Source organism: Candidatus Neomarinimicrobiota bacterium (assembly GCA_018647265.1).
In the GTDB taxonomy this organism is placed as follows: domain Bacteria; phylum Fidelibacterota; class Marinisomatia; order Marinisomatales; family TCS55; genus TCS55.
The window spans coordinates 1-11,851 of record JABGTK010000162.1 but is presented as its reverse complement, the minus strand read 5'-3'; the positions used below and the strand labels follow the sequence as shown (position 1 = coordinate 11,851).

General features: G+C 40.0%; 11 protein-coding genes. 4 read left to right on the top strand and 7 right to left on the bottom strand.

Features of this window, described 5'->3' with window-relative positions; translation table 11 throughout:
* Positions 1-75 precede the first annotated feature (75 nt).
* Positions 76-834 (top strand): outer membrane lipoprotein-sorting protein, encoded by a 759-nt coding sequence (locus HN459_09665; GenBank protein MBT3479706.1) that lies wholly within the window; start codon positions 76-78, stop codon positions 832-834.
* 54 nt (positions 835-888) lie between these two features.
* On the opposite strand, the gene HN459_09660 is transcribed toward HN459_09665, so the two are convergent.
* From HN459_09660 to HN459_09630, 7 genes are all read right to left on the bottom strand, one after another.
* The gene (locus HN459_09660; protein MBT3479705.1) at positions 889-1,563 is read right to left on the bottom strand and encodes a hypothetical protein; all 675 of its coding nucleotides are present in this window, start codon (positions 1,561-1,563) and stop codon (positions 889-891) included.
* 4 nt (positions 1,564-1,567) lie between these two features.
* Positions 1,568-2,710: a Na/Pi symporter gene (locus tag HN459_09655; protein MBT3479704.1), complete on the bottom strand. Its 1,143-nt coding sequence runs from the start codon at positions 2,708-2,710 to the stop codon at positions 1,568-1,570.
* 114 nt (positions 2,711-2,824) lie between these two features.
* Positions 2,825-5,173 (bottom strand): 3-hydroxyacyl-CoA dehydrogenase, encoded by a 2,349-nt coding sequence (locus HN459_09650; GenBank protein ID MBT3479703.1) that lies wholly within the window; start codon positions 5,171-5,173, stop codon positions 2,825-2,827.
* 19 nt (positions 5,174-5,192) lie between these two features.
* The gene (locus tag HN459_09645) at positions 5,193-5,846 is read right to left on the bottom strand and encodes a hemolysin III family protein (protein ID MBT3479702.1); all 654 of its coding nucleotides are present in this window, start codon (positions 5,844-5,846) and stop codon (positions 5,193-5,195) included.
* A 6-nt stretch (positions 5,847-5,852) separates the two neighbouring features.
* Positions 5,853-6,986, bottom strand: coding sequence for a thiolase family protein (locus tag HN459_09640; protein MBT3479701.1), 1,134 nt, complete (start codon positions 6,984-6,986; stop codon positions 5,853-5,855).
* A gap of 6 nt (positions 6,987-6,992) precedes the next feature.
* Positions 6,993-8,774, bottom strand: coding sequence for an acyl-CoA dehydrogenase (locus HN459_09635; GenBank protein ID MBT3479700.1), 1,782 nt, complete (start codon positions 8,772-8,774; stop codon positions 6,993-6,995).
* A gap of 10 nt (positions 8,775-8,784) precedes the next feature.
* Positions 8,785-9,381: a TetR/AcrR family transcriptional regulator gene (locus HN459_09630; protein MBT3479699.1), complete on the bottom strand. Its 597-nt coding sequence runs from the start codon at positions 9,379-9,381 to the stop codon at positions 8,785-8,787.
* Between the two features lie 211 nt (positions 9,382-9,592).
* On the opposite strand from HN459_09630, the gene HN459_09625 reads away from it, so the two are divergent.
* The 3 genes from HN459_09625 (at position 9,593) to HN459_09615 (ending at position 11,719) form a co-directional block, all read left to right on the top strand.
* The gene (locus HN459_09625; GenBank protein ID MBT3479698.1) at positions 9,593-10,624 is read left to right on the top strand and encodes a hypothetical protein; all 1,032 of its coding nucleotides are present in this window, start codon (positions 9,593-9,595) and stop codon (positions 10,622-10,624) included.
* Between the two features lie 100 nt (positions 10,625-10,724).
* Positions 10,725-11,231 carry an FMN-binding protein gene (locus tag HN459_09620; protein MBT3479697.1) on the top strand — a complete coding sequence of 169 codons (507 nt, stop codon included), beginning with the start codon at positions 10,725-10,727 and terminating at the stop codon, positions 11,229-11,231.
* A 35-nt stretch (positions 11,232-11,266) separates the two neighbouring features.
* Complete coding sequence (locus HN459_09615) at positions 11,267-11,719, top strand: hypothetical protein (protein MBT3479696.1); 453 nt, start codon at positions 11,267-11,269, stop codon at positions 11,717-11,719.
* Positions 11,720-11,851: the final 132 nt, after the last annotated feature.

The window sequence follows — 11,851 nt, the reverse complement described above, 5'->3', positions numbered from 1 at the left end:
ATTTTTCCCACACTAAACTGGGGCTTTTCTACAACTTCTAATCACGTAAATTCTGGCATGATCAGAAAAACACAAATGCTTTTTTTATTTATAAGTTCTCTCTTAATGGCCCAGCCATCTGCCCGATTCATCATGGAAAAAATGGATCAACTGACAAAGCCTATCGATGTACAAACGCAGCTCAAAATGACCCTTATATCTTCTAAAGGGAATAAAGAAAGACGGCGATCTAGGGAACTAATCAGTATTGAAAAAAAGTATGAAGATGGTAAATTTAAATCCAAATCACTGTTGCGTTTTTCTCAACCAAAAGAAATAATGGGAACAGGATTTCTTACATGGGACAGGCTTGGGTCAGAATCGGATGATCAATGGTTGTACCTCCCTGCTCTAAAAAAGGTAAAACGAATCCGTACTAAAGAAAAAGGCCGTAGTTTTATGGGAACAGACTTCAGTTATGAAGACCTCTCGGGAAGAGACTTAGATGCGGATGAATATGAACTGATGGGAGAGGATATTATCCATGGAGCAGATTGCTATAAGGTGAAAGCGAATCCAATAGAAAAAGGTTCCCATTACAGTTCGCGAATCGTGTGGGTGGATAAAAAGTATTCATTGATGAAGCGGGTAGAGTTTTTTAATAAAAAAGGGACGATGTTTAAAATATTGGATATCCCTGATCATGTAAAAAATGGAGATTATTGGACTGCCACTAAAATGATAATGAAAAACTTAAAGAATAATCACCGTACAGAAATGGTCGTCCTGAAGGTGGACTATGACCAAGACTTAAAAAACAATGTTTTTACAGAAAGCTTTTTAAAGCGGAATTAGAATTTAAATTTGAAATTGAGGATGAATTCTCTTTATTCTTATTTTGCAATTTCGCTATTTTTTATACCCAATGGAATCAAATGGATTCACAACCGTTGTTGTTATATTTTTTAAATGTGCACCAATCCGTTTTAGGTATCGAGCGTATAGAACAACAGCGGCAGTTTTACCAGTGGATCCGAATTCCAATTCTCCACGCAAAACACCATTAACTATATTGTCTGATTTTCCGGTCATTTGTTCACGATAGCCTTCCATTTGGGCTCGCGCGATATCTGCATCCTGGGTATGGATGGCTTCTAGAGTTTGGTCAAACCGTTTTTTTACTTCAGATTCGATCAAATGTAAATCACCGCCAATATCTTCAGATACGATTTGTTCAGGGTAGTTAATGGCAAGATCTAAAATATTTTTACAGTAGTCACCGATACGTTCGATATCCACAACCATATTGACCAGAATTAATCCATTGGTCATATCGGTGGTATCTTGCTCGATGGCATAATGGGTGAGCACTTTTCGGCGCACCTCCTTCTGGAATGCATTAATCTCTCGATCACGTTTTTTTAACGCTTTAAGTGTATCAATATTTTCGCCATGGCGAAGGTACTTTATCGCCTGATTGAATATTTCCCTAGAAAGTTCCATCATTTCGTAGGAACGATTCCATGCCTGAGAAAGCAGATCTTCTGCTTTCCATAAGTTGATAATGTTTTGTATGATTGCCATAGTTTTACCTCACGATGAAAATTAATGATAATGGGATTAAGAAGAATACCACAAGTATGTACAGAATGGGGATGATCCGATTTCGGACTGCGAGATCTGCAAACCATTCTGCCATGTGGATGGGAATATTTCGAATTTTATCTATGGGCCAAATGAGAGCAATACCAAAAATATTAAATGCCAAGTGACCAAAAGCCACCGCCAGAGGGGCGTGTGTTCCTGAGACTAAACTGGCTAATAATGCAGTAATAGTTGTGCCGATATTGGCCCCCAGTGTATAGGGGAAAATTTGTCTCAGTTGCAGGATGCCAGCGCCGGCTAAGGGTATTACTAACGATGTGGTGATTGAGCTGCTTTGAACTAGGATGGTAATAAAAACACCAAAAAACATAGCTCTAATTGAAGTTTTAAAAATATGTGAGTCAAAGAATGCTTCCAGTTTTTCCATGACAAGGCTACGAATTAATACAGTCAAATATCGTAGGGAAATGAAGAGAAGTATTAATGCAATAATAATCATCAGCCAATTATAATTGATTACATCCTGCATTTGAAAAACATTTTTAATGGCATCCACTACAGGTTTTGTTATCATTTTAAGGGGACTTTTAAAAGTAAATGTACCGGCCCCCATAAATAAACTTGCCATCCAGTTGGCAGTTTTACTGATAATGCCAAAATATAACTGGAGGGGAAAAAGAATGATTACGGTCATTACGTTAAAAAAATCATGAACCACCGAAGCGGAAAAGGCGCGTCGAAATTCGTTTTTATTAACAATATGTCCCATGGATACAATAGTATTGGTGATGCTGGTACCGATGTTAGCACCCATGATATAAGGTATTGCAGCTGCCACAGCCACGACTGGATCTTCTCCAAACGTTCCGGCGGCTACCATGCCTACAACAATAGAAGTAGTGGTTGAAGAACTTTGAATTAAACTCGTGGCAAGAATTCCAATAAATAGGCCAATGAGAGGAGCCGCCTCACCGGTCATTAAGCCTTCGGCAAATCCGCGACCAAGACCCTTGAATCCCGAACCGATCATACCGATGCTTACGAGGAACATATAAAGAATTGCCACGATTCCGGCAATTTTTAAATAATTCACGATGTTTGAGGTCGTATCTTTTTGAGGCGTCATTTTTCCATCAAATTATAGGCTAAAAGCTAAAAATAAATTTAATGTGTTGAAATAATAAAAAAGGGGTGATGCCTTACTCACCGCGCCTAGAAACTCTCTTAAGGATTCACCAACTTAGTTACGCAACGGTTTGCCTTTTTTAAGCATAAAACGAATTCGATCCTGTGTTAATGCTTCCCCCGCAAGAGAGACAAATACTTCACGTTCAATATCTAGGAGATATTGTTCTTCAACAGATTTAGTTAATCCTGCCTTATCACCACCGGTCAGGACATAAGCCAATTTCTTGGCAATAAATTCATCATGAGCGGATATTTTACCTTGAGCCCTAAATCCTTTCAACGCCATAGCCATTGCTGTTCGGCCGCCGGTTCCGGGTAATTTTAGGTCATCCCTGTATTTGGGCGGTTCGTAGCCATCATTTACCAACTCCAGTGCTTTTTGTTTTGCAGCCCAGATTCGCTGATCATTGTTAAGCACTACTGTATCGGATGTCAATATATATCCCATGAATTTGGCTTCATCAGCGCTGGTGGCAACTTTTGCAAATCCAATGGTTTCAAATGCTTTTTGAGCGACTTGGAACGAATTCATCCGACCTTTACCACTATTTTCCAAAAGATTCAAAATTAATCGAAGGTTACCGCCAGCACCGGGGATTAACCCAACGCCCACTTCTACCGCGCCAATATACAATTCTCCCGCCGCAACACGATGGGCTGCGGGTGCGATTAATTCAAATCCACCTCCCAATGTGAGGTGATGAGGTGCGGCAACAACAGGTGCTTTAGAAAATCGCATCCGCTGTGTTAAATCCTGAAGTTGTTTAATGGTGTCGGTCATTTGATCCCATGCACTGGCTTCAATAGCTTGGATCATATTGGCCAAGTTTGCCCCGGCACAAAAGTTGGGACCTTGATGCCCCAGAACCATTGCTTTATATTTTCCAGCATCAAGCAGATCCATACCATCACTAATCGTTTGACCTATAGAGCCGTCAATTGGGTTTAAAGTCGGTTGAAGGACCGAATGAAATTCTACATTGAGCACACCATCACCTAAATCAATTAAACTGGCGCTCCAGTCTTTTTTAACCACATTCCCACCGGTTTTGTGGAGATTCAGGTTAATGGATTTTTTGCTAGTATCTGCTATTTTGACAGTAGATGATAAAACATCATAGTAGGTGAGTTTTCCATCTTTAGCTTCATAAAATGATTCCCTGCCGGAAGCAAGCATATCAACTACCCATTTGGGGATGGCTTTTCCATCAGCTTCCATTCGGGAAACAGATTCGGCCACACCGATAGCATCCCATACTTCAAATGGGCCAGCATCCCAACCGTAACCCCATTTCATAGCATTATCAATATTGATAATATCGTCACTGATTTCAGGGATGCGATTGGCGGAATAGATTAGCGATTTGGATAATACTTCCCAGAAAAACTTGCCACCCTTGTCCTCGCTATAGGCCATGGCTTTTATCTTTTCGCCAGGTGTTTGGCGATCCTTTGCCAAGCGAAATCCATCAAAACGAACCTTCTTTTGAGGACAGTATTCACCTGTTAATAAATCAAGAGAAAAAATACCCTCATCTGTTTTTTTGTAGAAACCGGCTTTTGTTTTAGCGCCGAGGTTTCCATCATCCACCAGTTTTTGGAGAAAGTCCGGAATTTTAAATTCCTCCCGTTCATCATCATCAGGAAGGTTATTATAAGATGTATTTGATACATTTATCATGGTATCAAGCCCAACAACATCGGCCGTTCTAAATGTAGCGCTTTTGGGCCGTCCCACAACTGTGCCTGTTAGTTTATCTACCTCTTCAACGGTTAACCCATGTTCAATGGCCGTATTCATGGTAACAGCCATACCATAAACACCAATTCTGTTACCGATAAAATTTGGTGTATCCTTGGCGTGAACGATTCCTTTACCCAAAACATCTTCACCAAATTCAGCAATCATATTATAGACCGCCTCATCCGTTTCGGGACCTTTCACCAATTCCAACAGACGCATATAGCGTGGTGGATTAAAAAAGTGGGTTATCATGAATCGCTTTTTAAGGGAATCGGGAAGAACGGTAGTTAAATCACCAAGGGGAATCCCGGAAGTATTGGACGTGAGAATGACCGAATCTTTCAAATGGGGTACAATATTATTATACACCGCATGTTTAATATCGATCCGCTCCGCAACCGCTTCTATCACAAGATCTACTTCGCTGAGCCTTTCTACATGATCATCATAATTGCAGGCGGTCACCAATTCTGCATTTTTAGGTTTATACAATGGAGCCGGTTTCAGTTTTGTAAGGCCATCGACACCTTTTTGTGCCAATTCTTGGTTAATATCAAAGAGAAGGGCAGGGATGCCGGCATTGGTAAAATGTCCCGCAATTTGCGCACCCATAACTCCGGCGCCTAGCACTGCGACTTTTTCAAATTTTTGACTCATAATATCCTCAAAATCCTGTTTAATTAAATTGGGTGATGTAACGATACATGACCCAAAAGTGGCTGGCGCTGCCTGCAAGAACAAACAAATGCCAAATTTCGTGATAACCAAATCCCCGTCTTGGAGATTCTTGTCGATCTAAAGAATAAAAGATAACACCTCCGGAATAAAATAATCCTCCGGCAAGTAGCCAAATCAATGCACCGGTTTGAAGGGTTAAAATTAAGGGCCAAATTGCAATCAAGGAAATCCAACCCATAAAAATATAATAGAAAGTGGAAAACCATTCTGGGAATTTGAACTGGAATAATTTCCATAATATTCCAAACAGAGCCAATCCCCAAATAATACCAAACAAACTCCAACCCCATGGTCCTCGCAATGGAACTAGGCAAATGGGTGTATATGTGGAGGCAATCAAGACATAGATCATCATATGGTCAAACCGTTTTAAGATCGATTCCGCCCGCCCTGAAACGGGAATCCAATGGTATAAGGTACTGGCGGTATAAAGGAGGAAAAGCCCAGACCCGAATATGGAAAAGGTTATAACCTTCCAGGGGTCAAAGGGGTCGACTGCCTCTAGAATTAACAGGGTGAGTCCAATGACAGAGAGGATTGCTCCAACCACATGGGTCAGACCACTCATGGGATCTTTCAATATTTTATTCAATATGGGTTACCGTTTTATGATAGTGGCTATTCCCTGGCCAGTACCGATGCACATTGTGGCTAGACCAATATGTTTGTCATTCTGTTCCATTACATTGATAAGCGTACCGATTATGCGCGCGCCGGAGCACCCCAATGGATGTCCAAGTGCGATTGCACCGCCGTTAAGGTTTATTTTATCTGCGTCCCAACCGCCTTCTTGAATCACATAAAGAGATTGTGCAGCAAATGCTTCATTTAGTTCAATCACCTCAATGTCATTCATGGTGAGGCCGGCTTTTTCTAACGCTTTATTTGTTGCGGGAATCGGGCCCATACCCATCCTTGTCCAATCAACTCCAGCTACAGCGCGGCTAACTATTTCTGCTCGAATTGTTAATCCATTTTCCTTGGCAAAGGATTCGCTGGTGACCAGTAAAGCTGCGGCACCCAATGAAAAAGGACTGCTTGTGGCTGCCGTAACAGAGCCGCCTTCTACAAAGGCAGGATTTAAACTTTTGATTTTTTCGACGTTAGGCTTTCGCGGCCCTTCATCTTTTGCTACAGTTGCTTCGCCGTAGACGTCGATAGGTATAACTTCATTATCATAGTGACCAGCCTCCCATGCAGCTAATGCTTTTTCGTGGGATTGAATAGCAAAATCTTCCTGGGCATCTCTGGAGATATTTCCATCGTTGGCCAGGTTTTCTGCAGTTTCGCCCATACCAATATAATATTCTTGTTCCGCCAATTCGGGATGAAAATCCGGGGCGAAACCGCCACCTGGAATAGAGAACATATCTTCCACCCCCGCAGCAATTCCTACTTCAATATCACCACTTTCAATGGCAGTGCTCACTTGGTGGAGGGCATCCATGGCAGAACCGCAAAAACGATTAACCACTTTTCCCGGAACAGTATTTGGCAATCCCGCCAGTGTAGCCACAGAGCGGCCTATGAGCATGCCTTGGGGGCCTTCTGGAAAGGCACATCCCATAACTAAGTCTTCTACCTGATTTGGTCTTACTTTTTGATTGCGATCCATAAGTCCTTTAACAACCTGTGCCGCCAAATCATCTGGACGAATGCCAACTAACTCGCCATTTTTAACACCAATTGGTGAACGAGTTGCATCAATTATTACTGCTTTATTTCCCATCATAATCTCCTAGTATGGATATCCATTTTTATCATAAATATGCTTTGCGATATTACGTTTAAGTCCAATGACATTCGTTTTTAATCGCATGCGATTTTCAAATTCAGAAATCTTCTGATCAACTAATGGTGACGGATCTCCATCGTGGATGGCCCCGATTGCATTGTGAACATTTCCCATAATTCTGCTTCCCATTTCGGCAGTGAATACTTTGGCAATATCACTTACTGTGGATTCAGGAGAATCACTCGCCATAATTTTACGGGCGCGAACTACAGTACTTTCAGCCGTGAATATATCGGTGAAAATATCAGCGAAAATCTCCGTCAACTGCTGCTCATGTTTTAAATCCTGCCCATATTCACATAAAGCTTCGTTAAAGAGGTAAAGTGCCAATCGTTTTGCTGTTTCAATAGATTGGCATTCTTCAGCTAATGTATTGTCGTCAAACTTCAGTTGTCCATTGGACATATAGTCAGAAATATCTCTAATGGCATCGCGGACGGGTAATTCTTCCATTAATGCTTTTTTCATCATAAACCCAGCAATGATTTGACGATTAATCTCGTTGGTTCCTTCCCAGATTTGATTTATTCGATCATCCCGGTAGGCCCCAGCCAGTGGATATTCTTCCAAAAATCCGTATCCACCGAAGATTTGCAGACCTTCATCAATCACATAATGACTTGTGTCGCTACCATAAACTTTTACCATGGACGTTTCGATAGCAAATTCTTCCATCGCTTCCCCAAGTTGGATATGATAATCAGGACTGGATTTATCCAATTGGTCAATTTCATTTTGGAGTAATCCAATAGTCCGGTAGGTCATACTGTCCGCGGCAAAAGTGCGTACCGTCATGTTGGCAATTTTTTTAATTATAGCATCAAAATTAGAAATTGACTGGCCAAAAGCCCGTCGTTCCTGGGCATATTGAGACGAACCATTAATAACTAGTTTTGCCCCTCCTACACTGGATGCGCCTAATTTGAATCGTCCTATATTTAATACATTAAAGGCAATAGTGGCGCCTTTCCCTACTTTATATAAAAGGTTTTCGACCGGTACTTTGGCGTTTTGAAAAATGAGAGGAGTTGTGGATGATCCTTTCATTCCCAGTTTTTTTTCTTCTGCACCGAACGAAAATCCTTCTGTATCCTTATCAACGAGGAATGCGCTGAATTTATCCCCATCAACTTGAGCGAAAACTGTATAAACATCGGCCCATCCGCCGTTTGTGATAAATATCTTTTCACCGTTTAAAATATAGTGCTTTCCGTCATCGGATAATATAGCATTTGTTTTTGCAGATACTGCATCGGAGCCGTTTGTTGGTTCTGTAAGACCATATGCACATAAAAGATCCCCGGAGACAATACCTGGTAAATATTTTTCCTTTTGTTCTTTTGTTCCAAACCAGATAATTGGAAGAGCGCCGATACCGGTTTGAACCGCCCACGAAACAGAAAAGGAGGGGCATTGAACCAAAGCTTCTGAAACAATTGCAGTAGTTACTTTATCAAGATCCATGCCGCCGTATTCTTCAGGTGCATCAACGCCTAGGAGTCCAAGATCGCCCATTTCTTTTATAAGTGACTTTACTAAGTTAGGATTATATTTTTCAATCTCTTCTTTTTGGGAGAGGATACGATCACGGTCAAATTCCATAACCATATTATAAATTTCGTGGTGTTCTTCAGTGAAGTCTTCTCGTGAATACACTTGTGTTTTTGTGATGGACTCAACCAGAAATTGGCCACCTGTGTTTAGTTGTGTCGTTGATTCGGTCATAACAATTACCTCATTTCTTTTTCAAAAGACCAGACAATATAAATTCACTGATGGTCTGGATGTACTCTCGTGCGCTCACGCCGTGGGGTTCAAAAAGTGTGAACCAGTTTATAGATTCTACATTGAGCATGATGGACATGGCTGTGATTCGGATATCTAATTTTTTAAAATCACCATTATTAACACCTTTTTTTATGATTTTTTCAAAGACTTCAAGAAATTGAGAATAGACTATTTGAAGTTTTTCCCTGAATTCATCATCTTTTTGGGCCATGGACCAAAACTCAGTCAACGCGAAGAAAGGATCAGGGTCGGATTCATATTGATCAATAAAATAATTAAACAAACTCTTCAATTGATCGGGAGCAGACTGATCATTTTCAACTAAATGGTTTATGGTTACGCTATATCTAAAGACCCAAAAATTAACCAAATCCAAATACATATCCTTTTTGGATTTGTAGTACCAATAAATGGCGCCCTTACTTAATTGGGATTGCTGAACCACATCATCCATTCGCGATCTGTCATATCCATTCTTTATTAAGACGGAGAGGGCAGCATCTAAAATTTGATCTTTGCGTAAATCTTGTTTCTCTTGATTCATAAATAAACCGACTGGTCGGTCTATAATACAGGTAACGGAATTTTCTAACAAGGATTTTCTTTTAAATAAAATAAGATAAAAAAATATTTGCAATTATGTGATTGCTACCCGTATATTTGCTAATGAGAATCAGTCTCAATATAGTTAAAACAAATTTAGATTAGGGGGATAAATGTTAAAACAAGTGATAAGGGGAATTGGTCTCTTCGGGATGTTAGCCAATATAAGTATGGCCCAGGATAATTTTTTTGAACCGGGGTATTCTATCGGTGGTTATGGTGAAATGCATTATAATTCATCAAAAATAGGTGATGGTGACGCAGCTAAGAAAATGGATTTTCATCGCTTTATTATATATTATGGGTACAACTGGACAGAAAAATGGTCTTTTAAATCTGAGGTTGAACTGGAGCATAATTATGTAAAAGACGGTAATGGTGAATTGGAATTGGAACAGGCATTTATTAATTATCATTCGGATAAAATAGGGTTTCAAGCGGGTGTGATTTTACCGTCAGTGGGGTTGATGAATGATTTTCATGAACCACCGTTGTTTTTTTCTGTGGAGCGCCCGGAATATTCAAAATATATTATTCCAACCACCTGGTTTGGAAACGGGATAGCAGTATATGGACAATCCAATGGCTTCTCATGGAAGGCCGTAATTCACGAAGGCCTGAATGGTGATGGTATTGCATCTAAGTGGAGTCAAGGTATTCGTGGTGGCCGTCAAAAAGGATATAAAGCTAATGTGCAAGAGTTGCTATACAATGGCCGGATTGCCTATACGGGCATGCCCGGATTTCGAGTGGGCGGATCATTTTCCACGACCCAAGCGCTCAAATCAGATGAAGGTGAAAAACCGATTGGTGTTTCATTGATGGAAGCTCATGCAAAGTATGATGCCAATGGTTTCATGGTTGTGGCAGAGTGGGGGAATATCAGTTACAGCGATCACAGTGCAAAATCATCTACCGGGTACTATTTTGACCTCGGATATGATATTAGTAAAATGCTGAATCTGGATGGAAAACTCTACCCATGGATTCGAGTCACAGATATCAATCCCGGCGTGGGACATGAATCCGAAGATAAAAAACATTACAGTAAAATGATGTTGGGATTGACCTATAAACCAATCAACCAAATTGTTTTTAAACTGGATTATGGTACCAAAACATATACGGATAAAGCAGCGGATAAAGTGACACTCTTAAACCTAGGTGTGGGATATAATTTCTAATCAATTTTCGAAGCGTGTTATCCAAAAAATCTCCGGCGGTATTTTATTCAATCGCCGGAGATTCTCTAATTTCCGCAGCATCTTTTTGAGTTGTGGATTTTTGTTTTTACTCGGGTCGCAAGTTCAAGCAGGAATCAAGGGTGATGTGGAAAAAGTCATTCGGAACAAGTTTGGCGATTCCGTATCATTTTCCATGCAAAAACTGGTATTGGAAAAAATAAATAAATTGGCTGTTGAGAAAAAAGTACACCAACGCTTTTTTAATGATTTTATTTATGTGTGGTCAATCCGGAAAGCGGATAGTGTGGTGGCCTATGGTTTATTAGACAATGTAAAAGGGAAGGCCATGCCCATCACTTTTTTAGTGATTTATGATACGAGTGGAAAAATATTAAATTCCCAAGTGATTAAATATAGGGAACCTTACGGTGGAGAGATTGCCAATAAAAAGTGGAATAACCAATTTGTTGGTCGTTCTGAAATTTCTGATTATGTTGTGGGTGATGAAATTGATGGAATTTCCGGCGCAACCATATCAGTTTACAGCATGACAAAAGGGGTGATGAAACTGAGTTTGCTTTTCCCCCTAATTAAATCTCAATTATGACTGAGCTAAAAACTATTAGATTATTTCCAAGAGAGTTGAAGCTTCTCATTACAGTGTTTATTCTCGTCCTCACCGTTGGTGTATCTATTGGATTAATCTATGTGGGTTATAATACGGATTATACTTTATCGGGCACTCAAACTTTTTACGGCGGGGATACGATTACATCCGATTTTGAAATTCCTGAACAATATCCAAAATCTTTTGAAGCGCTACTGTTGACTTCTCATACCCATATTACTGCATTTTCCATCATATTTCTTGTTATGGGTATTTTAATGTTTTTCACAGAAAGTTTACCCCCAAAGTGGAAAATGATTCTTATGATTGAACCATTGGTCTCAACTTTGGTGACATTCGGATCTTTTTTTGCTATACGGTATATTCACCATGGTTTTGTTTATCTCACAATGGTGTCCGGAATATTGATGTATATATCATTTTATATAATGGCATGGATTATCCTTAAAGAATCCCTGAATAAATAATATAAAAATAAAATAGGTCAACAAACCACTTCGTTTTAATTTTCGACCCCTCATTCGAAACGTAAAATACTAAGTTGGTAATATGATATCTGAAAGACAAGCTAAAGAGCGAGAATTCCGAAAAGAACAAAT

Bases quoted from the DNA above. Each gene is read 5' to 3' on its own strand.
- HN459_09625 (MBT3479698.1), top strand. From the start codon at position 9,593: ATGTTAGCCAATATAAGTATGGCCCAGGATAATTTTTTTGAACCGGGG.
- HN459_09630 (MBT3479699.1), bottom strand. From the start codon at position 9,381: ATGAATCAAGAGAAACAAGATTTACGCAAAGATCAAATTTTAGATGCT.
- HN459_09660 (MBT3479705.1), bottom strand. From the start codon at position 1,563: ATGGCAATCATACAAAACATTATCAACTTATGGAAAGCAGAAGATCTG.
- HN459_09665 (MBT3479706.1), top strand. From the start codon at position 76: ATGCTTTTTTTATTTATAAGTTCTCTCTTAATGGCCCAGCCATCTGCC.
- HN459_09635 (MBT3479700.1), bottom strand. From the start codon at position 8,774: ATGACCGAATCAACGACACAACTAAACACAGGTGGCCAATTTCTGGTT.
- HN459_09650 (MBT3479703.1), bottom strand. From the start codon at position 5,173: ATGAGTCAAAAATTTGAAAAAGTCGCAGTGCTAGGCGCCGGAGTTATG.
- HN459_09640 (MBT3479701.1), bottom strand. From the start codon at position 6,986: ATGATGGGAAATAAAGCAGTAATAATTGATGCAACTCGTTCACCAATT.
- HN459_09655 (MBT3479704.1), bottom strand. From the start codon at position 2,710: ATGACGCCTCAAAAAGATACGACCTCAAACATCGTGAATTATTTAAAA.